This window comes from Sphingomonas sp. 7/4-4 (assembly GCF_027941955.1).
In the GTDB taxonomy this organism is placed as follows: domain Bacteria; phylum Pseudomonadota; class Alphaproteobacteria; order Sphingomonadales; family Sphingomonadaceae; genus Sphingomonas.
This window is the reverse complement of the sequence record NZ_CP115960.1, coordinates 154,852-176,383: the sequence shown is the minus strand read 5'-3', so window position 1 is coordinate 176,383 and position 21,532 is coordinate 154,852. Positions and strand designations below refer to the sequence as shown.

At 62.9% G+C, this 21,532-nt stretch carries 32 protein-coding genes; 12 read left to right on the top strand and 20 right to left on the bottom strand.

Annotation, left to right across the window (positions count from 1 at the left end):
• Position 1 precedes the first annotated feature (1 nt).
• From PIB19_RS00965 to PIB19_RS00925, 9 genes are all read right to left on the bottom strand, one after another.
• Positions 2-262, bottom strand: a complete 261-nt coding sequence (locus tag PIB19_RS00965; RefSeq protein WP_271239307.1) for a hypothetical protein — start codon at positions 260-262, stop codon at positions 2-4.
• 40 nt (positions 263-302) lie between these two features.
• Positions 303-632, bottom strand: a complete 330-nt coding sequence (locus PIB19_RS00960) for a hypothetical protein (protein ID WP_271239306.1) — start codon at positions 630-632, stop codon at positions 303-305.
• Between the two features lie 38 nt (positions 633-670).
• Positions 671-814, bottom strand: coding sequence for a hypothetical protein (locus PIB19_RS00955; RefSeq protein ID WP_271239305.1), 144 nt, complete (start codon positions 812-814; stop codon positions 671-673).
• Positions 763-1,215, bottom strand: coding sequence for a helix-turn-helix domain-containing protein (locus PIB19_RS23415; RefSeq protein ID WP_443018765.1), 453 nt, complete (start codon positions 1,213-1,215; stop codon positions 763-765). Before PIB19_RS23415 ends, PIB19_RS00955 begins: the two co-directional genes overlap by 52 nt.
• A 193-nt stretch (positions 1,216-1,408) precedes the next feature.
• A complete protein-coding gene (locus PIB19_RS00945; protein WP_271239303.1) occupies positions 1,409-1,672 on the bottom strand; it encodes a hypothetical protein in 264 nt (87 codons plus the stop codon).
• On the bottom strand, positions 1,669-1,947 hold the full coding sequence (locus PIB19_RS00940) for a hypothetical protein (protein ID WP_271239302.1): 279 nt from the start codon (positions 1,945-1,947) through the stop codon (positions 1,669-1,671). The genes PIB19_RS00945 and PIB19_RS00940 overlap by 4 nt, the downstream gene beginning before the upstream one ends.
• A gap of 7 nt (positions 1,948-1,954) precedes the next feature.
• Positions 1,955-2,377 (bottom strand): hypothetical protein, encoded by a 423-nt coding sequence (locus PIB19_RS00935; protein ID WP_271239301.1) that lies wholly within the window; start codon positions 2,375-2,377, stop codon positions 1,955-1,957.
• A gap of 35 nt (positions 2,378-2,412) precedes the next feature.
• Positions 2,413-3,069, bottom strand: a complete 657-nt coding sequence (locus tag PIB19_RS00930) for a hypothetical protein (RefSeq protein ID WP_271239300.1) — start codon at positions 3,067-3,069, stop codon at positions 2,413-2,415.
• Between the two features lie 223 nt (positions 3,070-3,292).
• On the bottom strand, positions 3,293-4,450 hold the full coding sequence (locus PIB19_RS00925) for a hypothetical protein (RefSeq protein WP_271239299.1): 1,158 nt from the start codon (positions 4,448-4,450) through the stop codon (positions 3,293-3,295).
• Positions 4,451-4,519: 69 nt separating this feature from the next.
• On the opposite strand from PIB19_RS00925, the gene PIB19_RS00920 reads away from it, so the two are divergent.
• Both PIB19_RS00920 and PIB19_RS00915 read left to right on the top strand, forming a co-directional pair.
• Positions 4,520-4,717, top strand: a complete 198-nt coding sequence (locus PIB19_RS00920; RefSeq protein WP_271239298.1) for a hypothetical protein — start codon at positions 4,520-4,522, stop codon at positions 4,715-4,717.
• A gap of 48 nt (positions 4,718-4,765) precedes the next feature.
• The gene (locus tag PIB19_RS00915) at positions 4,766-4,951 is read left to right on the top strand and encodes a DUF5818 domain-containing protein (protein ID WP_271239297.1); all 186 of its coding nucleotides are present in this window, start codon (positions 4,766-4,768) and stop codon (positions 4,949-4,951) included.
• On the opposite strand, the gene PIB19_RS00910 is transcribed toward PIB19_RS00915, so the two are convergent.
• On the bottom strand, positions 4,952-5,236 hold the full coding sequence (locus PIB19_RS00910) for a thermonuclease family protein (RefSeq protein WP_336297227.1): 285 nt from the start codon (positions 5,234-5,236) through the stop codon (positions 4,952-4,954).
• Positions 5,237-5,667: 431 nt separating this feature from the next.
• Between PIB19_RS00910 and PIB19_RS00905 the strand changes: the two genes are divergently transcribed.
• The 9 genes from PIB19_RS00905 to PIB19_RS00865 all read left to right on the top strand — a co-directional run bounded on the left by PIB19_RS00905 (position 5,668) and on the right by PIB19_RS00865 (position 11,686).
• Positions 5,668-6,540 (top strand): hypothetical protein, encoded by an 873-nt coding sequence (locus PIB19_RS00905; RefSeq protein WP_271239295.1) that lies wholly within the window; start codon positions 5,668-5,670, stop codon positions 6,538-6,540.
• 745 nt (positions 6,541-7,285) lie between these two features.
• Positions 7,286-7,855 (top strand): SH3 domain-containing protein, encoded by a 570-nt coding sequence (locus tag PIB19_RS00900; RefSeq protein WP_271239294.1) that lies wholly within the window; start codon positions 7,286-7,288, stop codon positions 7,853-7,855.
• Positions 7,846-8,616 (top strand): ComEC/Rec2 family competence protein, encoded by a 771-nt coding sequence (locus PIB19_RS00895; protein WP_271239293.1) that lies wholly within the window; start codon positions 7,846-7,848, stop codon positions 8,614-8,616. The genes PIB19_RS00900 and PIB19_RS00895 overlap by 10 nt, the downstream gene beginning before the upstream one ends.
• Before the next feature lie 66 nt (positions 8,617-8,682).
• On the top strand, positions 8,683-8,922 hold the full coding sequence (locus tag PIB19_RS00890; RefSeq protein ID WP_271239292.1) for a patatin-like phospholipase family protein: 240 nt from the start codon (positions 8,683-8,685) through the stop codon (positions 8,920-8,922).
• A gap of 177 nt (positions 8,923-9,099) precedes the next feature.
• Complete coding sequence (locus tag PIB19_RS00885) at positions 9,100-9,477, top strand: hypothetical protein (protein WP_271239291.1); 378 nt, start codon at positions 9,100-9,102, stop codon at positions 9,475-9,477.
• Positions 9,402-9,602: a DUF3489 domain-containing protein gene (locus PIB19_RS00880; RefSeq protein WP_271239290.1), complete on the top strand. Its 201-nt coding sequence runs from the start codon at positions 9,402-9,404 to the stop codon at positions 9,600-9,602. Before PIB19_RS00885 ends, PIB19_RS00880 begins: the two co-directional genes overlap by 76 nt.
• Position 9,603: 1 nt before the next feature.
• On the top strand, positions 9,604-10,017 hold the full coding sequence (locus PIB19_RS00875; RefSeq protein ID WP_271239289.1) for a DUF2924 domain-containing protein: 414 nt from the start codon (positions 9,604-9,606) through the stop codon (positions 10,015-10,017).
• Positions 10,014-10,544, top strand: coding sequence for a recombinase family protein (locus tag PIB19_RS00870; RefSeq protein WP_271239288.1), 531 nt, complete (start codon positions 10,014-10,016; stop codon positions 10,542-10,544). Before PIB19_RS00875 ends, PIB19_RS00870 begins: the two co-directional genes overlap by 4 nt.
• Positions 10,541-11,686, top strand: a complete 1,146-nt coding sequence (locus PIB19_RS00865; protein ID WP_271239287.1) for a recombinase family protein — start codon at positions 10,541-10,543, stop codon at positions 11,684-11,686. Before PIB19_RS00870 ends, PIB19_RS00865 begins: the two co-directional genes overlap by 4 nt.
• 636 nt (positions 11,687-12,322) lie before the next feature.
• Here the strand turns inward: PIB19_RS00865 and PIB19_RS00860 are convergent.
• The 5 genes from PIB19_RS00860 to PIB19_RS00840 form a co-directional block, all read right to left on the bottom strand.
• Positions 12,323-12,940, bottom strand: a complete 618-nt coding sequence (locus PIB19_RS00860; protein WP_271239286.1) for a hypothetical protein — start codon at positions 12,938-12,940, stop codon at positions 12,323-12,325.
• On the bottom strand, positions 12,874-13,680 hold the full coding sequence (gene dgt, locus PIB19_RS00855; RefSeq protein WP_271239285.1) for a dGTP triphosphohydrolase: 807 nt from the start codon (positions 13,678-13,680) through the stop codon (positions 12,874-12,876). The genes PIB19_RS00860 and dgt overlap by 67 nt, the downstream gene beginning before the upstream one ends.
• Positions 13,681-13,806: 126 nt before the next feature.
• A complete protein-coding gene (locus tag PIB19_RS00850; protein WP_271239284.1) occupies positions 13,807-15,357 on the bottom strand; it encodes a DEAD/DEAH box helicase in 1,551 nt (516 codons plus the stop codon).
• Positions 15,264-16,196, bottom strand: coding sequence for a TM0106 family RecB-like putative nuclease (locus PIB19_RS00845; protein WP_271241070.1), 933 nt, complete (start codon positions 16,194-16,196; stop codon positions 15,264-15,266). The genes PIB19_RS00850 and PIB19_RS00845 overlap by 94 nt, the downstream gene beginning before the upstream one ends.
• The gene (locus PIB19_RS00840) at positions 16,088-17,194 is read right to left on the bottom strand and encodes a TM0106 family RecB-like putative nuclease (RefSeq protein WP_271239283.1); all 1,107 of its coding nucleotides are present in this window, start codon (positions 17,192-17,194) and stop codon (positions 16,088-16,090) included. The genes PIB19_RS00845 and PIB19_RS00840 overlap by 109 nt, the downstream gene beginning before the upstream one ends.
• Before the next feature lie 125 nt (positions 17,195-17,319).
• Between PIB19_RS00840 and PIB19_RS00835 the strand changes: the two genes are divergently transcribed.
• Positions 17,320-18,222, top strand: coding sequence for a helix-turn-helix transcriptional regulator (locus tag PIB19_RS00835; RefSeq protein WP_271239282.1), 903 nt, complete (start codon positions 17,320-17,322; stop codon positions 18,220-18,222).
• A gap of 112 nt (positions 18,223-18,334) precedes the next feature.
• On the opposite strand, the gene PIB19_RS00830 is transcribed toward PIB19_RS00835, so the two are convergent.
• The 5 genes from PIB19_RS00830 to PIB19_RS23410 all read right to left on the bottom strand — a co-directional run bounded on the left by PIB19_RS00830 (position 18,335) and on the right by PIB19_RS23410 (position 21,523).
• Complete coding sequence (locus PIB19_RS00830; RefSeq protein WP_271239281.1) at positions 18,335-18,538, bottom strand: DUF3892 domain-containing protein; 204 nt, start codon at positions 18,536-18,538, stop codon at positions 18,335-18,337.
• Positions 18,539-19,150: 612 nt separating this feature from the next.
• Positions 19,151-19,771 (bottom strand): hypothetical protein, encoded by a 621-nt coding sequence (locus tag PIB19_RS00825; RefSeq protein WP_271239280.1) that lies wholly within the window; start codon positions 19,769-19,771, stop codon positions 19,151-19,153.
• A 4-nt stretch (positions 19,772-19,775) separates the two neighbouring features.
• The gene (locus tag PIB19_RS00820; RefSeq protein WP_271239279.1) at positions 19,776-20,495 is read right to left on the bottom strand and encodes a hypothetical protein; all 720 of its coding nucleotides are present in this window, start codon (positions 20,493-20,495) and stop codon (positions 19,776-19,778) included.
• A 77-nt stretch (positions 20,496-20,572) separates the two neighbouring features.
• Positions 20,573-20,977: a hypothetical protein gene (locus PIB19_RS00815; RefSeq protein WP_271239278.1), complete on the bottom strand. Its 405-nt coding sequence runs from the start codon at positions 20,975-20,977 to the stop codon at positions 20,573-20,575.
• A 96-nt stretch (positions 20,978-21,073) separates the two neighbouring features.
• Positions 21,074-21,523 (bottom strand): ATP-binding protein, encoded by a 450-nt coding sequence (locus PIB19_RS23410; protein WP_443018764.1) that lies wholly within the window; start codon positions 21,521-21,523, stop codon positions 21,074-21,076.
• Between the last annotated feature and the right edge of the window lie 9 nt (positions 21,524-21,532).

The window sequence follows — 21,532 nt, the reverse complement described above, 5'->3', positions numbered from 1 at the left end:
ATCAGCCACCCCGCCCGGAAGTGTGCGCCACGAGGACGAGGCCGGCGAGCAAAGCCAGGTCGACCGCGACAATCCCCATATCGACCTGCACGAATGTCTTGGCATGTTCGCTGTACACCCAAATCGTGGCGAGAAGCGCCACGAGGTAGAAGAAGGCCACGGAACGTTCCGCGCCGCGTCCCCAGAGAACCGCCGCAAGGCAGGTGAGAGGAAGCGCCACCCAGAACCCGTAGATGTAGAGAATGCCGATCGGGGAGAGCATGGTGTCGAAGGACCATGCTCTCCGATTGCGGTCAAGGCGATCACGCGGCCTTGTCGGCTGCCTGGAGGCGCCCGATCGGGCATTGCGGCCCATAGCCGAGATCATCCAGCAGATCGGCCAGAACCTTGTGCGAACCGTTGAAGCAATTGGCTGCGATGGTCAGGTAATCTGCGCCTTTCGACGCGAGCGCGATCGCCTCCGCGCCGAAGTCAGCGGGAACCCCGCCCAAATGGGCTCTCGCGCGCTCGTCGTGCATGGTCGCTACCATGCGATGGGCCTCGGCCGCGGCATCGTTTGCAGTGCGCTCGACGGGCAACAGTGCCTCGCCGACTGCCAGGACGGAACGATCGATGATCCGGTTCTTGCGCATGCGGGTTCTCCTTGCCCGGAGGCAAGGCCGCCGGGTCCTCAGTCTCGAAGGTGCAGAATAAAATCGGCCAAAGCCTCGAAGCCGCGGCCGATGGGTTCGGCGGCGCTCAGGACGATGACCAGCGCGAGCGTCAGTCCCAAGATCTTCGCGGCGGTCTGAAGAACCGAAGCATCATGGCGCACGCACTCCTCGATTGCGACCGCGCCAGGTGGAGGGGCTTCAAGGTTCGCGGCATACTCGATGGAAATCTCGCGAACTTCGCCATTCTCACGCTGGCCCAGCCCGATTGCATAGGGCGTCTCCAGAATGCGCTGCTCTTCGCTGCGTGCAATGGCGGGCGATTCCTAGGTAAATCCTCCGGATGCCGCGCGTCCCAGGCGGCCACCAGCGCGCGCGCCGCGTATCGGTCACTGACACCGAGACGCTGCATGGCGGCACCAATATGCTGGTCGACGGTACGGTGGGAGATGCCGATCCGTTGCGCGATGTGCTTCGAGGATCCTGTCGCAATCAGTCGCACGCAGCGGCGCTGCGCTTCGGTGAGCTGGGCGACTCTGGCGGTCTGCGCTTCGTCCTGCGACATGCCCGCAAGGTACATCCGGGGTGGTCCTGTTCAAACGCGCTCTAGGGGCACCGCCTCGCCTCGACCTGTGCGGATCTGGGGCAAGCAGGCGGGCCGACAGGCGCCAGCTTCGTCGGCACTCAGTGTTCCGTTCGCGCTTCCGCTTTGGGCGAGTCGACGCCTGGCGGAGCCGGCACGTCCTGGCGCGTCACCGTCAGGGGCGCCGCGGCGAGGGATCCCCTTCCGCAACATAGCCTTTCAAAATGGCGCCTGCCTTGAGCGTGGCGTTATGCCCCTTGTTCAGCAGGCCCAACACGCCGAAGCTGAGCAAGCCCATCACCACGCCGGCGGTGTTGCCGTTGCCCTCGGTACCAGTGGATCCGGTCAGCGCCAGATTACCCCATTCGGTCTCGACATAGAGCAGCTTCGCGCTCAGCTGCCCCCGCCCACCGGCGGCGCTCGTACCGGACACGGTCACCACTTCCCCCACGCCCTGGCGCCGATCGGGATGACGACCTTTCCATCGACCTCCAGCGGTGCATTGACGCGCAGCTTGAAGCGTTCGCCGGCCTTCGCGGAGCGGCTGTTGACCTCCTTCGTGACCATCAGCTGCAGTTCGGTGCCGCGCACCCATTTCGGCGCCGGCTGGGGAGCCGGCGCCGAGGTCTGCGGCGTTGTCGCCTCGCCTTGCTGCGCCGCAGCCGGAGCTGCGGCGCAGAGGGCGGCCGCTGTCAAAAACAGGCGGGCGCGCATGGCGGAATCAATTGCCCGACGGCGTCGGAGTGTCGGACGGCGCCGGCGTTTTGGCGGGCATCGGCGTACCGGCAGGCAGGAACTTGATGGCGGTACCGGTGGCATTGGTCTTGCCCCAGCTCATGACGGTCATATGCGCGTCGCCATAATTGGCATTGATGACGGCGTCGGCACCAAGCTTCTCGGCCCGCTCCCAGAGTTCGCGGTAGATCTTCTTCTGCGAAGGCGACTTGCTGAAGACAGTCGCCTTGCGGACCCCTGCCTTCACTTCGCCGAGCACCGTATAGGGCCGGTCGGTGATGTCGTAGGGAAATACCGGGACCCCGACATCCTCGTTGACCAGCTTGGCCTGCGGCGCCGGCGGCGCATCCTGGGCAATCGCAGGTGTCACCGCGATAAGGGTCAGGCCAAGAAAGATCGGCTTCAGCATTTCAATTTCCTCATACTTGATGGGTGGGTACGCGGTTACTTAAAGCTGGGATCGCGGGGCGCCGGCGTCGTCGAACCCGGTGCAGCGCCGCTGTCGGCGGGCAAGGGGTCCGATGGGCGCGCGACGGGTACGGAAATGGGCCGCGGCACCACGGCTTCAGCGAAAACGAGCGGAACGTCCTCGCCGATGAAACCGTCGATCCGGGCGCCCTGCTCGATTTTGGCGCTGGTACCGGTGGTGAAGAAGCCTGCAACCGGGAGCAGCGCGACGGCCGCGACGACGCCGCCGGTCCCGGTCACGCCCTTGTCGTCAAAGGTCCCGGTCAGACGGATCTGGCGATCCTGGACCGAAACATGCAGCAGACTAGCGGTGAGGTGGCCGGACTTGCCCCACATCCCCTTGTTGCGAACCGCGATGATCTCGCCCGTTGCCGGCGCGCCGACCGGAATGACGACATGCGCGTCGACCGTCACTGGTTCGCGTACCGACAGCCGAAAATGCTGCCCGACACGCAGTTTCTTGCCCTTGGTGGTGAGCAATTCCTCGAGTTGCAGCTGGACGGCTGTGCCGGTCCGCAGCATCGGCTGGGCAGGACCGCCAGGCACGAGCGGCGCTGCCGATGGCACCGTTTGCGCTGCTGCCGGGCCCGCGCACAGCAGGCCGGCCGCCAACGCACAAAGTGTGCGCTTCATCTTTCGTGACTCCCCGCGGTCACCCCTGCCCGCATGCCAAGGCTGGCCATGAAAATGGCGCGCGTCAAGTAACGAAAATCACGGGAGAACCGACTGCGCAGTAACGACAAGTACCCGTCGGTCATCGCGCCCATCGACACGCGGATGCGGGACGTGTGGACGCCTGCCAGGGGCGCGACCTAATCCCGCTTATCGTCGTCGAAGTTTGAATCGCGAGAGGGATTCAAATTACCCCTGTTCCGTGAAGGCCGGCATGTCCGCCACTTCGGCCGCGATCACCGCCGGCGTGAGCCGCGCCTCGGCCGCGGCCAGTCGCGCCTGTGCCCAGGCGAGCATGGCGCGCCACGCCGGTCCCTCCCTCCCCGTCTGCCAGCCGCGTGACGAGGCGGCGCAGTGCCTCGGCGCCGGCCTGCCCGGCAAGCTTGTCCTCGAGCCACGCCACCCGCTGCTTCTCGAGTTCGGCCAAGTGCGCCAGCCGGGCGCGTTCGGCCCGCGCGATCGCCGCAAGCCGGGCGCGCTCGGCGGCCTCGGCGGCCTCGATCTTCATCCCCGCTGCGATCGCGGCAAACGAGACGAGGATATCGTCGATGCGCGCCTCGAGCTTGCGCGCCCGCGTGTCGGCAAAGCGATGGACCGCCCCGGCAAAACGCGACCAGCCGCCGATCTCGATGCGCATCTCGCCGGTCGGCACGCCGTCCCACCAGGGCGGCGTCGGTCGCCCGGGCGCGTGCCAGCCGTGCCGCGCATCCCAGCGCTCGAGCGCCCGACGCTCTTCCGGGGTGGTCTCGTGGCGGCTGCGGCGGATGGTCTGCGTGACCGCGAAGCCGATCGCCTCGCCGTCGACCACCATGGCGAGCCCTTCGCGCCCTTCCGCGAAGCGATAGCCGCGCGCCTTTGCCCCGTTGACCAGCAGCGTCAGGAAGGTCTCGACACGCTCGAGCGTGTCCGGGTGGGCGCGGACGTTGAAGCAGGCCGGGCCGAGGCCCGTCAGCGCGCCCCAGTCATCGGGCTTCTTCGCCCTGGCTGCCGCGATCGTCTTCGCGACCAGCGCGCTCTTCACTGGCGGTATGTTCTGCACCGGTGTCTGCGCCCGCGCCTTCTCAATCGCGCTGCGCACGGCGTCGGGCGCGGCGCCACCCGCACGCGGGACGATCACGACGGTACCGGAGATGTTGGCCGGGAGTGGCGGCAGCGGTTTGCGCTTGGGTTCCTTGCCCGCGTGCAGCTGCCCCCAGTAGCGCGTGTCGGGCAGCGGGATCGCGTGTTTGATGCACTGCTTCCGGAGCGCGACATCCGAAATGCCGAACTCGGGCGCGACCTTCGAGACGGCACGCGACCAGATCATTTCGTACAGCTGCTGGCGGGTAAGAACATGGCGCACGAAACTGCTCCGGAAAGGCGCCTCGCAGAGGCGCTAGGCAGCACCGACAATAGCCGATAACCCGGCACCATGATCGAGGATCGCGAGATCTGGGCCTGCGCCAATCTGCTGCTCAAGCAGCATGGCGAGAACGCATGGTTTGTCGCCGCGCAGCGTGCCGACGAACTCCTGGCGCAAGGCGAGATGGACGGGCATCGCGCCTTTGTGCGCATCCTGAACCGTATCCGCGCGCTCGAGGCGATGAATGTCGTCGGTCAGGTGCACTGAGGCCACGCCATGCCCATGGGAAGCCGACATCGCGTCACCGGCAAACTTATGAAGTCGCGCCGCGGGCTGGTACTCGAGGTCGAGGACGGCGGCGTCTACGCGCTGGATGTCGATCGCCCTGTCGCCGGGCTGGTCGGCCAGCGCGTGACTGTCGAGGGGACGCGAAGCGGGTTTGACCGCCTCGATGTCGAATGGATCGGACCTGCCCGGCCGCGCGGCGATCCCGACACGTAATCAGAGCGCGCAGATCTTCGCGAGCCGGCCGCCATTATCCCATTGCGGCTTATAGATCGCCTGCCGCCTGCGCAGCTGCCAGCAGCTGAGATCGGTGCCTCCGGCGCTCACCAGCGCCAACGTCCGGCCATAGCGGTCCTGCCCAACGCGAGTGATCGTGATCACCCCGCGGCCCAGCGCGACGCGCAGCGAGGCAGTGGATTGGTAAGGATCGCCTGGCGCGCATTGCCGCCCACGCTGGCAGTGGCCGGGCATTTCCGGCGCATCGATCCCGAGGAGGCGCACGCGCTCGCTGCCACATCGCAACGTGTCTCCATCGACAACAGTGCACCGATCCGCCACCGGGGCGGATAGTGGCGATGCCAATAACGAGATCGCAATCAAGCCGAACATGGATGACTGTTACGGCTGCTGTCATACGTCCGCTAGTGGGTCGTTAGCGGCCATTGCGCCGCACCTGAACGAACGACTGCTTTTGGGCGTCACCGCTAACGCCCTGAACGACCGCAACTGGGCCGGTAGCCGCCAGTCCGCTTTGGGATCGAGAACCGCGATAGCGGTCGTTCGCGGCCTATCTGCTTCCGTCCCGATACCGGACTTGAACGGCAGCTAACCACCCAATCTTTACATCACGCTCTCCGGCCGATGCTCCAATTTCCAAGTCGCGCGGGTACAGATAACACTTAAGAATAAATCGGCATTGAAGGAGGCTATTAGTGGCTGAGGCAATGAGCGGAAAAGCCGCGATAGCTACCTTCGCGGCCGCGTTGCGGAAAAACCGGAATGCCCCGCCCACCATGGCCGCAGTCATAGCAGTTCTGACCCATTTCGTTCCCGACCCGACCAAGCTCCTTGTCGATCCGTTTTTAAATGCCGTTCCAGACATCGTCGGACCGCCAAGCCCGAAAGGTCACCGGATCAATCCTCGGGCAATTGAGAGGCAGATCGCGCTTGCAGCAATGTTGTTTCAAATCGCCGATGAAGGTCACGAGGAAGAACTTCGTAGGCGGTTCGCGAAGCAAGTCTTCCGTTCGGTGTACTACGAGACTCACGCGATCGCGTTTATGATCATGGCCGGCTTTAGGTTATCGTTTCGTCCAACCACCGGTGTACGCGGCGAAGACTTTGAGTTCACCGCGACAATAAGAGGTATATCCGCAAGCGTAGAGGTCACGGCTTCGGAAAGAGAAACATTCTTACGTAGCAATATACATAATAAGTTAAATAAGAAGCGAGATCGCTTACCGAGAGACGGCTGGGGAATAATCTGGCTAGCTCTTCCTGAATCCAATGGGCGCCTCACGGAGGCTCAGGAGTCTGAATTGAATGAGATATGCGACAGCTTTTTTCGCACCGCCTTCAACGTGTCATACATAGTCTTTATGACCGAATACATTCCTGCAGTGCCTGATCAAGCAATCTACGTCGGCGTCAAAATTTGCATGAACCCGTATCTTGATAGGATTCCTCTAAAATTGCGGAAGGCAATGGCCGACATCACTCCTAATCCGGTCATCACGCGGGATGGTCAGTTTTTCTCCGAGAGATTCCAGCTGTTCGACCTCATCAAGCACCTAGCTGAGCTTTGATGCCATGCCCCGCTGCGCGCGACGCCCGTTCGCGCGCAATCGGGTCAGATCTGGACCAACTCGCCGCTCTCTTCAGCGACCGTCGTCGGCCGCGCCAACTGCCGACTTCTTCAACCGAATCGGGCGTAAGCTGCCGTTGAGCCTAAGCCTGAGGGAGCGTCCGCTTTCGGGAAGCTCCGCAGCGAAGGTGAACGACCGATATTGGGCGCATTGCAGACCGACTGGTTATAGCGAACCGGACCAACTGCTTCTGGGCCCATTACTGCCTGACTGATACCGCACAGCGAAAGCGGACATGATTCACTTTATCGCCTGACCATTTAGTAGCTCATCGCAGCATCAATGGCTGCTCGCCGTCTATTGCCTCCTGACGTAGGAATTCGATTGCCGCCATGTCGCGTCGAATGCCGCGCAGCAACGCAGCAACGCAGCCGACCATTCTCGCCAACGCAGAGCCAGCCTCCGAATTCTGGCTCGCGCATATCGATCCCACGGGCTCCAATTACGCGCAGAGTCCGGTCGCGTTTGGTATCGAACTGGCACATCGAACACGGGTCGGCGTAGACGTCTTGAATGTTTACTTCGTTGTGGCATACTATCTCTCAAATAGAGTCGCGCAGGTTTAAGGTAAGCTTTGATCCATCCAAAGTGGATTGAATCCGGCCTTATTGCGGCTTGGCCTTTAGGGATGAGTTGCGAGTTCGGTGCTTTATCTTTTGGCTGATCTTGGTGAAGGGGGCGCCAGATGCCAGCGCAAGGCGCTTATGATGATGTCATCGAGAAGAAAGTCGCGCTGACCGGCGGCGCGATCTCGGTCAGCTTCCTGATCGGGAGATCATTGCTGCGCGCGTTGCTGAGCCTCGGCCTGATGCTGTGCGCGACTATCGCGCAAGCGCAGGATCTGGTCGTCCAGCGCGACGTGACGGTCCGTGCCGAGCCGCGCAGCGGTTCTGACCGGGTCGACTATGTCACGCCCGGGACTGGGCTTGATTGGCTCGAGAATGGCGAGCGGCAGCGCGGATACTATCATGTCCGCTTGGCCGACGGCCGTGAAGGCTGGGTCTATCAGAGCTTCGTGCGCCGCGCGGATGGGACCGCCGCGGTCGCTACCGCCGCGGTCCCAGGCGATGAGGCGATCGTCCATTATATCGATGTCGACCAGGCCGCCTCAGCCTTGCTCGAATTCCCGTGCGGCGCGGTGCTGATCGATGCCGGCGGCCGCGACGCGCAGGCGGTCGATCATCTGATCGCCTATCTCGAAGCTTTTTCGCTAGGCGCACCGATCTCAACCGCACGCTCGCGACCGTGTTCGTGACCCACACCCATGTCGATCATAACCGAGGCCTGCGCCGTGTCGCCGAGACCTTCCATGTGCGGAACTATGTGCACAACGGCATCCTCACTGGTTCGGGCCGTGTCGGCGCGCGCTGGATGGTCGATCATGCCGGCGATTTCAGTCCTGCGGTCACGCTCACCGCGGTCAAGTCGACCGACATCGGCCCCAATGGCTTGACCAACGACCGGATCGACCCGCCGCTCCCCTGCGCCGGTGTCGATCCTAAGATCCGCGTGCTCTCGGGCAGCTGGGACGAGAATCCCGGCTGGAACGATGGGGACTTCGACAATGGCAACAACCATAGCCTCGCCATCCGCGTCGATTATGACCGGGCGAGCTTCCTGTTCACCGGCGATTTGGAGGATGGCGCGATCGATACGCTGATCGAGCGCTATGCCGGCAACCGTCTTCTCGACACCCAGGTCTATGCGGTCGGCCATCATGGCTCGTATAACGGCACCACCCCCGAACTGCTCGGCGCGATCACTCCCGACATCGCCGTGATCTCGATGGGTCCGAGCACGGTCCATGCGCAATGGACGGCCTGGGCCTATGGCCATCCGCGCAAGAGCGCGGTGACGATGCTCGATGATGCGATCAGCCGCCACCGTGTGGGGGCCGGAACGTGCTCGTCGCCACCCGCACCAAGACCTTTGCGAGCTATCCGATGCATGACGCTATCTACGCGACCGGCTGGGACGGCGACATTCGCATCCATGCCCGGCCCAACGGCAATTTGACCGTCGAGACCAGTCGCTGACGGGAGACATCGGGCAATGCCGTTAGGTGATGGGGAGGAAGCGCGCGTGCGTCAGCCGGACAAATATTGCGACCTGGTGATGAAGGGCGGGATCACCAGCGGGCTGGTCTATCCGCGTGCGGTGCTCGAGCTGGCCAGTCGCTATCACTTTAAATGCATTGGCGGCACTTCGGCGGGCGCGATCGCCGCTGTCGCGGCGGCGGGCGCCGCGCTCGGCGAACGGCGCATGCGGCTGAAAGATCGTTCTGGTCTCAACGACCGAAAGTGGACGCGCTGTCGTCATTAAGCGGGAGCGGGAATGTGGCCGATGACTCATAAACTGTTCGACTTCTCCTCGAAGCCGAGCAAACAGGTTCATGTGTGAATCGCGGCGCCTGCGCTGCGCGATCGCCCCGCCAGCGCGACTGACGGGGCTGCGGGTGGTGGGAGCGGCGCGGTGCCGCTTATCCGTAAGGAAGCCACCATGACGAAACTCAACGACACGCAATTGATCCTGCTTTCCACCGCTGCCGCCCGTGAAAACGGCAGCCTGATTCCATTGCCTCCGACCATCGCTGACGCTGGCGCCAAAGCCGCCAACGCCATCGCGGCACTCCTGAAGCGCGGCTTGGCCGAGGAGCGTGAGACCCGCGATAACACCTGCGTCCAGCGAACCGACGGCGATCTGCGCTTCGGCATCTTCCTCACCGATGCCGGCGCCAAGGCAATCAACATCGGAGAAGGCGGTGGGACCGAGGGGACGCACACACAGCCCCTGCCCCATCGGTGCCAAAAACCACCAAATCTGCCAGCGTCACCGCCCTCCTTCAGCGAGACGAAGGCGCAACGCTCGCCGAGCTGATTGACGCAACCAACTGGCTTCCGCACACGACGCGAGCGGCGCTCACCGGGCTGCGCAAAAAGGGCCATATTGTCGATCGCTCAAAGCGCGGCACCGAAACCTGCTACCGCATTGCGAGCGCGTGAAATGGCGGCTGTCGAGGAGCAGCTGGCGGCACTCGAACAGATGCCGCCAGCAGCCTTGCACGAGCGATGGAAGAAGCTGACCGGGGAACCCGTTCCCCGGATCAGTCCGGCGCTGCTGCGTCTCGCGCTTGCGTGGGAGATTCAGACACGTGCGTATGGCGGCCTCTCGCGCATTACCCAACAAAGGCTGGCACAGCTGACAGCGGCAAAGACCCGCACCACGCCCGCCCAGCCCGGCACGCGGCTGGTGCGCGAGTGGAATGGCACCGCCCATATTGTCGTGATCGGCGAGGACAATGTGATCCGCTGGAACGATCGTGAATGGCGCTCGCTGAGCCAGGTCGCCCGGGCGATTACCGGCACGCAGTGGTCCGGCCCTGCGTTCTTCGGCCTGAAGCGCAGGGCCGTCGCATGAAGACCATCCGCTGTGCGATCTACACCCGCAAATCCAACGACGAGGGCCTCGAGCAGAGCTTCAACTCGCTGGATGCGCAGCGCGAGGCGTGCGCCGCCTATATCCTCAGCCAGGCCAGCGAGGGTTGGACCGCCCTGCCCGAGGTTTATGATGATGGCGGCCTGTCGGGCGGCTCGCTCGACCGCCCTGCCCTGCAGCGTCTCCTGTCCGAGGTGGCGGCAGGCCGGGTGGACATCATCGTCGTCTACAAGGTCGATCGTCTCACCCGCTCGCTGCTCGACTTCTCGAAACTGGTCGAGGCATTCGACAAGGCGGGCACGTCGTTTGTGTCGATCACCCAGTCGTTCAACACTACCACCAGCATGGGCCGGTTGACGCTTAACATGCTGCTCTCGTTCGCCCAGTTCGAGCGCGAGGTCACCGCCGAGCGCATTCGCGACAAGATCGCTGCCTCCAAGGCAAAAGGCATGTGGATGGGCGGCGTCCCCCGCTTGGCTACAAACCCGATGGCCGCAGCCTCGCTGTGATCGAGGAACACGCCGAGCTCGTCCGTCACATTTTCGGGCGCTATCTGGTGCTGGGCAATGTGCGCCTGCTCGCCGACGAGCTTCGCGCGCAGGGCATTGTGACACCCCGGAGAACCAGCATCACGAAGCGCGAAACCGGCGGCCGTCCGTTCTCGCGCGGGCAGCTCTACCGCATCCTCAACAACGTCACCTATGCCGGCGAAATCGCGCATGGCGACAAGCGCTTTCCCGGCCAGCACGTCGCGATCATCGACGCGGAGACCTTTGCAAGGGCGCAGCAGCTGCTGGCGGATCACCGCAACGGCGTGCGTCAGCGCACCCGCGCCGCCCATCCCAGCCTGCTTGCCGGCAAGCTTCGCGATACCGAGGGCAGGCCCCTCGTGGCCACCCACACCAAAGCGGGAAACGTTCGCTATCGCTATTATGTGAGCGATGCGCTCCAGCACGATGCTGGCCAGGCGGGATCACGCATTCCTGCACGCGAGATCGAGGGCGCGGTCGCCGCGCGCGTTGCCGAGGCGTTCGACGATCCGCTCGATCTGATGGCGACGCTGAAGCTCGCGCCACCAGCCGACCGGATCGACGCGTTCTTCGCCCAATGCGCGATGCTGGCGGACGCGTGCCGACGACGATGCTTCGCAACCCTCAGCCGTCTCGTCTCTGGCGTCGCGGTGCACGACGATCGCCTCGATATTACCTCCGAAACGGACGCAATTGCGGCGCTGACCGGCGCAGCACCCGGACCCGACACGCCGAGGTCGATGCTGCTGTCGGCCCATGTCCGGCTGGCGCGCTCGGGCCGCGCGCTACGGCTTGTCCAGCGCGACGGCGCCGCTGCGCAGGCAGAGGCCAATCCGGCGCTGGTCGGCAAGCTCGTCCAGGCGCGACGCTGGTGGGAGGCGCTGCGCGGCGGCGACCTCGACGTGACGCGGCTTGCCGAGCGTGAGGGCGTCACCCGCTCCTATATCTGCCGGATCGTCCGGTTCGCGTTTCTGTCGCCCGAAATGGTCACGGCCCTGCTCGCCGGCACCCAGCGCGCCGGAGTCAGCGCAGCGATGCTGCGCGCCGACGGCGCGATCCCGCTGTCCTGGGAGGCGCAGCGCCGGCTGTTCCTGCCGGGAGCGGAAGACGCGGCGGCGTGAGTTTGCAACCGCAGCAGTTACACGCACCCTACTCCACGAACCTGCGCGGTGCGGCGGGATCTAACGTTATGTTAAATTGCTCTCCCCGGCCCATAATAGTAATAGATCAAAAGCCTTGGACCGAAAATCGCTCGTCCGCTGTCACGGTAGTCCCGCCTCCCACCGGCAGTTATGCGCCTCACTTTCGGCCGTTTCGTGCGAGGCGTGCGAATCCAAAAGCAGACATTGACTTAGCAGCCCGCGAACTCGACGCTGATCTGTCTTGGCAAGCCGGAGAGGCGTTATGGCATTTTTCGTTAAGGTCATCCCACCGAGTGGTCGCGCCCGCATTCACTCCGGCGACTGCGACCATTGTCGAGACGGGCGCGGCCAAGAAAATCAAGATAAGGGCGCTGGTCCTACGTATTGGCAGCCCGCTTTTCCGAACCCTGGTTACGGCGCCGTGGCGGAAGCGCAGGCCTTCATGGAGAGCTTAGGCCTCCGATACATCGATACTGGTCGTTGTCCGTACTGCATGAAGTCGCCCGACGGCTAAGCGCCCGCATTTCGGCCGTTCATCGCCTGGATCGGTAATTCCATAATCTGCCGTCCATTCGCTCATCGCCCTATGGGCAGTGCTGAAGTTATCCCAGACGATTAAAGGTGGTCGAACACCGATCCCATCCGCGGGCTGAACAACCGCTCATAGGTTTTCAGCAGATAGGAATCGGTCATACCAGCGATATGGTCGCATATCACCCGCATATCGCCGCCCTCGCGTTCGAACAGAGCGAAGGTGCCGCGTGGCAGGAAGGCCTCGGGTTCCGATGCGAACGCTTCGAACACCGCGACAACCATCTGCTGGCCCTTGAACTCGAGGTGCTGGACCGCCGGACTGCGGATCACTCGCCTGTAGACCAGCTTTTTCAACGCCTTCAGAAGAACGGTGGCGCTCGGATCCATGGCGGCACGGTAGCGGATGAGGGGCTCTTCGAACTCGGTCTTGTCTTCCAGCAGGCAGTGCTGAACGAAATAGCCAACCAGCCGGCTAATCGCGTGCTTTCGCGGCGCCGCGCTTCCGAACAACATGGCGGCAAGATCGCCATATGCATCGTTGCCGGATGTGGTCCGCTTTCTGGAGTTTACGAAGTCAAGGAAGTACCCGCAGGCCTCGGGGGCAACATACTGCTCGAAATCCTGTCGGGTGATCAGCGAAAGCGCGAGCGCATCTTCGAGGTCGTGGACGCCGAATGCGATGTCGTCCGAAACGTCCATGATGCTGCAATCCAGCGATTTATGGAGCGCTCGGTGGTGCTCCGGAAGACCTCGGGGGCAGAATCACTTGCATCGAAGCGCGTGAACCGGTCGCGATCGCTTTCCGACAATGTCTCCAATATCCACATCACAGCGGCATGTTCGGAGTCCATGTAGCATTTGGGCGGCTTGGCAGACTCGCGGTCAATGAGGCTCAGAACGGATGTCCCGGGGCGCAAAGCCGGCGTGCAGTCGGGATGCGCCAATGCGCCATAGGAAACCGGGTATTTCAGCGTGCCGAGGAGTGTGCGCCTCGCCAGATCGGCGCCGTCGCTATCCGAATATTTCTCCAGCCGGGTTAGAATGCGGATGGTTTGGCCGTTCCCCTCGAAGCCGCCATATGCCGCCATGCAATAGTTCAGCGCGGCCTCGCCGCCATGGCCGAAGGGCGGGTGACCAAGATCATGGGTTGCGCCGATCGCCTGGATCTGGGCTAGCTTCGGCAAATGGTCCACGGCGGGTTGCCCGGCAAAGTCCTCCCGCAGCTGCCGGGTAACGCTCCCGGCGATCTGGGCGACCTCGAGCGAATGTGTGAGGCGCGTCCGGTAGAAGTCGCTGTCGCCGAGATTGAGGATCTGGGTCTTTCCCTGAAGCCGACGAAAGGAGGCCGAGTGGATGATCCGACCGTAGTCAATATCGGCGTCGCTGCGGGCATCGCCCGCATGCTTGCGCCAGCCACTTCGACGATCATTCCAGGACATGCCGAGCTGTTCCTCACATCATCTCGGCATCCCGATACCACCGTTTCAGCGCGGTGACATCGCCGACCACGGCGTGACCAGAAGGACTAGGAGTTAGAGGACGACTTTTGGCAAAGACTTACTCTGTCAGCCCGGCACCCCGGCAGATGCCTTGGCTTGCTGATCATCAGCGAACTGCTTCGCCCAGCACAGGCCATCCACCAGCTCCATCTGCGCGATCGTCGAGCAGGGAATTTCGAGAAGCTTGGGGTTGGCGAAAATCACGGCGAGGCAGCGCGCCCGGCTGACGGCAACGTTCAGCCGGTTGCGGCTGTAGAGGAACTCGATGTTCCGGGGCAGGTCGTCACCGGAGGAGGTCGCCATGGAAATCAGCACCACCGGTGCCTCCTGGCCCTGAAACTTGTCTACGGTGCCCACGCGGGCACCCTCGGGAAGCGTTCGTCGCAGCAGTTCCACCTGCATGTTGTAGGGCGACACGACCAAGATATCGTCGGTTCCGATCCGATGCTGCTCGCCGTGCCGGTCGGTCCATGAGGAGCCGATCAACGCGTGGTAGGTGATTGCGAGCCGCTCGGCTTCCTCCTGCGACCGCTGGGTGCATCCTAGGTGATCCACGCCCACGAAGCGGAGGCCGGTGAGGGCTAGCGCTACCGGATCAGCCGCAGGATCGAGCTCGAGCCGCTGCCGGGCGGTCGTCGCTTCCGCCTCGAGGCGGCCGTCATAGACGGCGTCGGAGATGAAACGGCAGAGATCGGGGTGCATCCGGCGCGAGAAGGGCAGGAAGACGCCCTGATCGGCGGGAACCGTGGCGTGCCCCTCCAGCAGATGTTCGAGCGCCGATCGGCCGCTGCCGCCAGGGTGCGTGCCCTTGATCGGCTGCGACAGCTGCATTTGGTCGCCCACCAGGACGATGTTGCGCGCGGAGGTCCCCATCGCGATGACGTTGGCGAGGCTCACCTGGCCTGCCTCGTCGACGAACAGATAATCGAATGCCGCGTCGAGCTCCTCGCGGGCGAACAGCCAGGCCGTGCCTGCGACAAGCTGGTGGTGCGGCGACACGCCGCTGCCGCTGCCGCCGACCACGTCTTCGATCCAGCTCCCTGTGCCGAGCATCTGATCCTCGCGCGAGGATTTCTTCATGCCCCGGCAGCGCAGGCCCTGCGCGGCCGCCATGGTCTCGACGTCCTTCAGCAGGTTGTTGATCGCCTTGTGTGAGTTGGAAGCCACGCCGATCCGTTTACCTGCCGCGAGAAGCGCGGCAATCGCCTGCGCGGAGGTATAGGTTTTGCCCGCACCCGGCGGCCCTTGGACGAGCAAATAGGTGTCATCGAGTAAGCGGAGTGCGTCGATCGCACCGCTCGTCGCATCGACGCCATCGGGCACGATCTGCTGCCCGCGTGTGCGGCCGGTCAGCTTCGGGCGATCGCGTCGAAGAATGGCGGTAACCGCGGCGTACTTCTGCGCGCCTGCCGCGATGCTCTCCGCATAACGATGTACTGCGGCGCGAAGCACCTTGTCGCCGATCGGCCCTTCCGGGATCAGCCCGCAGCCGGTCTCGATCGGCGAGCGGCTCGGGCCGAGCTTCAGCTCGATGATGTGCTGGTCCTCGTCGAGCGAGACGATCTCGCCTGCCGGTTCGAGCGTGCCCGACCGTAGCGGCTTGTCGCCGACCCGCATCTTGAAATCCTGGGGCGGGAAGGTGAATGGATGAACGACCGACTTTTGTCCGCCCATGGGCGACGCGTCGGGTGCGGCTGCAAATCGGCGATGCATTCGGCGTCGTCGAGCAGCGCCTGCGTGTCCATGTCCTGCCGCGCGAACATGGCCCACCAGCTGGGCTTGGCTTCGCGGCGATGGAACTCCAGCAGATCAGTGAGCAGCCGACGCCACGGGACATCCTCGCCGGCGATCAGAGCTTCGGCGATTTTGCGAGTCCGTTCGTCGGCCTCCTCACGCGCGGCGACCTTCACGGGGTCCGCGGGCTCAAGTGCGCGGCCGGTGAACCATAGGGTTTCTGGCGGCCGCAACAACACGAGCCAATCGCGGCACATGCGGGTCGAACGGCAGTCAACCTCGTTATACTCGGCGATTTCCTGCAGAAGCTGGTCGCCGCCAATGCGGCGCCAGCGCTCATAGATCACGATGCTGTCGCCGGCAGTCTTGACCGCGCCCTGACGACCCTCCGGAAGATAGAACGCTTCCATGTTCTTGATGGAGTAGCGCGGCTCCGAAGTGCGGATCGACTCAGCCACCACCTTGTAGAGATCGACCAGCCGGTCACCGCGCAGCAGGTCGTCCACCTCGCGCTCACGCGTGCCATGATACATGGCCAGCCGCTTCAGCGCCGCCTCCTCATAGGACGCGTAGTGGTAGATGTGGGCGTGCGGGTGGCGCGTCAGGCGCGCGGTCATGAAGTCGATCGCCTGCTCGAACGCGTCCTTCTCGCTTTCCCGATCATGAGCCCAGAACGGGTGAAAGTGGTCCTCGCCGTCCTCGGAGGCGACAAGGCCGAACAGATATTCGAGGCCGCCATCGAACAGCGGATCCCCTCCATGTCGAAAAACATGTCGCCGGCGTCCGGGCGGGGCAGGCGCGCGAAGCCACGCCCAGGCGCGGCCGGGAGGAGTTCGACGCGCCGTTCGCCGGTCTGCCGCTGATGCGCCTGCAGGCGAGCCTGCGCCGACAATTTGGCGACTGTTCCCGGTTGCATGCCGGTGATTCTGGTGCCGTCCGGCAAGGCGGCGAGACCGCCGATGTCATCGATGCCGGCCTGCCGGAGCGCCGTTCTTTGACTGCGACCCATGCCAGCAACGATCGAGAGATGATCTGCCGCTTCCCATTCGTCGTCGCAATGCTGCGACCAGCGGCAGAAGGTGCAATGGCCGCAGGGATCGCCCGTGGAAGCGTTCGGCACGCTATCCGCAAAGCTCTCGAAGCGGCCGCGCGCGGTCGAAAAATAGTGGATCAGCGACTCGGTGCGCAGCGTCACGATCTCGCCGGTGCCGAGCACGACGTGCATCGAAGGTGGTGTAGTGCCCTGCACCTCCCTCAGCATGTCGGCATAGACGCATAGCTGCAGGACGTGCTTCGGCTTGGCAGAGCGGGCGAGTTTGGTGTCGGCCACGTCGTAGACGAAGTCACCGAGGGCGGAAGGTATCCCGGGATGCTTCAGCAGGAAGTCGGAATAGCCGTGCCACCGCCCTGCCAAGAAGGCGCCTTGGTAGATGACGTCGTGCCCTGCCTCCATGGCCCGGCGGGTCGCCTCCACCCGCACCTCCAGGGTGCCGTCGCCGGGGATCTCCACCACCGTGAGTCCTTCCCGGCGAAGCCGCTCGAGATAGGCGCGCTCATGCTCGATGCCCTTCTCTTGCAAAAGGACAGCGCTTTCGTCTTCAGGCGGAAATGTGGCAGGGGTGGCCAAGTTGCGCACGTCGAGCACGGTCGCGTGCGCGCACCCCATGAAGTTGACGAGATCGCTCGCGGAGAAGAGCGTCTGCGCGCCGTGCTTTAACATTTGTGATCCTCTCGTTGCGGAGCATGTTCCGCTCGACTCATCATGGCAGATGAGCATGATGGTGGAACACGACAGAAGTTGTCGCTTCCGGGGAGGTTCAAATTTCTTATCGCAATGCAATCGACTTGCTGACGATAGCGGCGCGCGCGGCATCGATGCGCGGTGTCAGCTTGGCCGAAATTGAAGAAATCCTAGAGCGCGACTACCGGACTGCGCAACGCGTGATTGCGGCATTGGGGCAGTGCTTCTCGGAACTCGAGAAGGTCAAGGACGAGGAGTCAGGCAAGGCAAGATGGAAGCTGCCATTCAAGTCCCTGGCTCCGTTGCTTACACCGACCGCAGAAGAATTGGCAGCCCTCTCGTTGGCGCTGGAGATGCTCGGCAAAGGGGCCGGCACGGACCAGGTCGAGGCACTTCGCTGCCTCCATTCCAAAATCTTGGCGCTCATCCCCGATGAACGCAGCCGTCGGCTCGAGGCCGATGAAGAGGCGCTTCTCATGGCCTTGGGTCATGCGGCCCGCCCGGGTCCGCGGCAGATGGGAAACGAGGCGGTGGATGTCGCGATCTCCACTGCACTTAAGGGCACCTCTCAGCTGCGCATCCTCTACCGCGGCTGGAAGGACACGGTCGCGCGGGAACGTATCGTAGCTCCGCATGGACTTTTGCTCGGGGCGCGGCGCTATCTTGTTGCCGTCGATCTGGGCAAGGTGGGAGGCGGCATTCAGCACTTTCGCGTCGATGCTATCGAGGAAGCCGCCGTTCTTCCTAAGACATTCGTCCGCAAGGAAGGATTCGATCTCAACGAACATGCGGACCGTTGCTTCGGCTCCTATCAGCACGAGGGCGGCATCCACGACGTTGCCTGGCGGTTCGCCCCCAAGGCAGTTCGGTGGGCGGAAAGTTTCATGTTCCATCCGGCCCAGACCGTCGAGCGGGAGCCGGACGGTTCGCTAGTCGTGCGGTTCCGGGCAGCGGGGCTGCTCGAGATGTGCTGGCATCTCTATACGTGGGGGATGCGGTCGAAGTGATCTCGCCGCCCGAACTTGCGCAAATGGTAGCGGGTCACCGCCGCTCCGACTTTCCGTCGATGCCGTAACGGGAGAGGAGCCGAAGCGCTGCTCCGGCTCCCGATCCGATCGGTCAGCAGTCGGGCAGGTCGTCCAGATTGTTGCGCGACGTGGTGTCGCGATCGGTCCGGAGGTACTTGCCGGTCGGCCCGCTGACGACGCGGATCTTGGTCTCCGGGGCGTTTGCCCAGTTGACCCAATATTCGTGCAGATTCTGCTCGATGTCGTTAATCGCATCGGCTTTATTGCGGGGGACCAGAACTCGCCGGCGTTGCACAGCCGGGTGATGTCACCCTGCGAGTTCTTGCCGGTGGCGCGCACATAACGCTTTGCCATGATCAGCTCTCCTTGACGGTGGTGTGGGGGCTGGCCTTGCCATGTTTGGCGGTGACATACCTCCCGCTGATCGCGCTGCGGTAACTGCCGCCACCTCGACCCTTGCTCATGTTATTTCTCCATCATTGACGCGACTCGTATTCATCGCGATTCGCAATGTGGAAGACGGAGGCGACAGATCGTGTCGCATTAGTTCTGCCCGTCGAGGTGCTCGGCGCTCCGGCGGTTTCTAAGCGCAGAGTCCCCATCTTTGGGAGCTGCTCGTCTCTTTTGGCCCAGAGCCGGCCGCTCGATTAATAGTCGAGAGCCCAGCATAAATGGGCGGCAGTTTTCCGCGATCCCGCACTAGCAGCTGCCAGACAGCAAACGGCCCATTTCCTGCCGTTGGCGGCCCGATCAATGGAATGGCAGAGATTGGGCCGTATCTTGTCTGTCCGGTTGCAGTGGCGAGAGTGCGGCAAGCCGCCGTTCGGTCGCGCAATCGTGCCGGTTCACTTCTTCTGCTCGGCTGGGCCGTTAACGCGCAAAATATCGCCGATGCAGTTTGGCGAATTTACCGACAACATCTGGAATAGGCGGCCTTCAGAGGCGCGTTGTCGGCAGCCGAATCTCGCAACAGCTTCTGCACGAATGATTTCATGGCTTTGTTGCCCATAGAGGCCATGAGGGCGCAAACCGTTAGCTCGACGATGTTGGTCGCGTTCAACGGAATCGTCGGGAAACGATGAGATACCAGAGCGGCATGGGGCACGGGATCGCGATCGCCGAAGTCCCGGCACGGCTGGCAATGATAATAGCAGTGTTGTTCCCCGGTTTCCGGAGCTTCGAACCTGAAAGCGATGAAAGTCTTGATGCCACCGATTTCCGACCATTGCCCAAGGAAGAGCCGGAACTCGAACGGGTTCGCGGCGAAGTCCCATTTCAACCAAAGCCCGAGGATCGCTTCGTCTTCGCGACCCGATGGCGGCATGATCAGGATTTTCTTCGATGGAAAGCTGCCTGTAGGCTTCCTGCCGATCGTGTGAATCTCGCCGCCCTCGAAGATCGAGAAGTTACCCGATATTCGACGCTCGAACATATCGACATCGGAAGTTTTGGCGTTGCGATACCAGTTTAGGCCCTCGGTCTTGAGCCGTTCCAGCAGCAAGATCACCGCATCATGCTCGTCCGACATTTGCTCAACCGAAGGTAAGACGACGGAGCGGCCCGTAGGTCACGTCGCCGAGCCGCTCGATCGCACGACGGTCGCCAAAGTTGTGGAAGTCTGCGCGATACCGCGTCAAGTCGTCCCGACCGACGAAGCGGGAAGTGTCCTCGGCAAGGAAGAACCGCTCGTTTTCGCCATCTAGATAGGCGTCCTGCAGCGCATCGATTTGATCATCGTTCGCCAGACGATACCAGTCGAAGACTGGGCGGCCCAAGACGCGCGAGGCTGGGTCGTTGGCATACTTCTCCAAGATGTCCCACCGAAGACATTCAGTCGGCTTTGAGGCCGCCGCTGTCCACGCATTTCGATCCGCCATGTCCACTTTGGTGGCGTCCATGATGAAAGGCAGTCGATCGACAAGGTGGAGGCCGTCGATCACGACATCCATCGGGCGGAGGACCGCACGATCCAGCCATTTCGCGATACGCGAAGCAGCGAAGTCGAACATGATCTTGGGCGCGTGGAGGCACATCGTGTCCACCAGTTCCTCGCCCAAAGATCGTATCAAGAATCCCCGCACGGTGACCTTGGCGAGATCTGCCGCTGTCTCGGCATCGAGGCTGAGAAAGCCGAACGCGGTATCAGACAACTCGGCCAAAGCAGCCTCGCAAAGCCCGACTATGGGCATAAGCTCCGCGTCGAACCCTTTTTCCTCGAAAATGTCGCTGAGGCCCCGCACTGCGGTCAACATTCCAGGCAGCGGCGTCCAGGTCGTCGGATCGAATTGACCGTCCTGGGGCGTCAGATCTTCCCAAAGCGATGCCCGGCCTACCAGATTGGCGTCGACGTTGACGTCGGCGAAGCTGTCGAGGTGCCCCTCATCCCGAGATCGAATTGTGGACCCTTGAATTGGTTCATCACGACGACGACACCGCAGCTCGAAAACGTGCGTGCAAGTCTGGCGACGCCTTCCCCGGTCGTGCGGCTCCCGGTTTCGTCGAGATGGAGCAGGTCATAATCGACGACCAACACGTCGATCCCGTCGAACGCCGTCTCCAACGTCAACGGCGCTTCACCCTTTTCGACCGCGAGCTTGCGGGTAAGCAAGTTGGACACTTCGTTCTTGGCGTCGGGCATACGGGCGACGTCGAAAGTGTCGGGAACCACGGCCTTGATCGCCGCAACCCAACCATCGGCAATCGTTTCGACGTCGTCGCAAACTCTAATCTGCATCCTACCGCTCCACGCGCCAGCTTAATTCGAAGGAAGTGCTCCAATCCGGATCGCCGGGATCGACGAAGCGGACGTCACAGTTGCGGTTCTCGGCAATCATTTCCACGATCGTGAGGCCGAGACCCGTCCCCCCATTCCAAGTTCGCGCCGGTCGGCCGATATATTGGACTTTCGCGCAAACGGCTTGAAAAGCTCTTCCGGGTGGTCGCCAATGCCGACGCCGTTGTCGGACACGTAGAGGTAACCGTAGCGGTTATGGAGCATCGAAGAGATTTCGACTTTCGGCGAAGTCGCGTCCAAGGTCGCATTCGCTGCGTTGAGAAGGACGTTCTGCAGGATTGCGCTCCATTCCGAATAGGCAGCTGGGGGAAATGAAGTCCCCTCTCCATATCGAACGATACTTCGACCCCACCGAGCAAGGGGCGTATGTTGTCGACGACAGTGCGGGCGACGGTCTCGCACTCCAACGGCTCGATCCGTTCGCGATCTTCCGCGTCCATCATCGGAAGAAATATGTTCCGCGTGGCTTCGAGACGATCGATCCATTTCGACAAC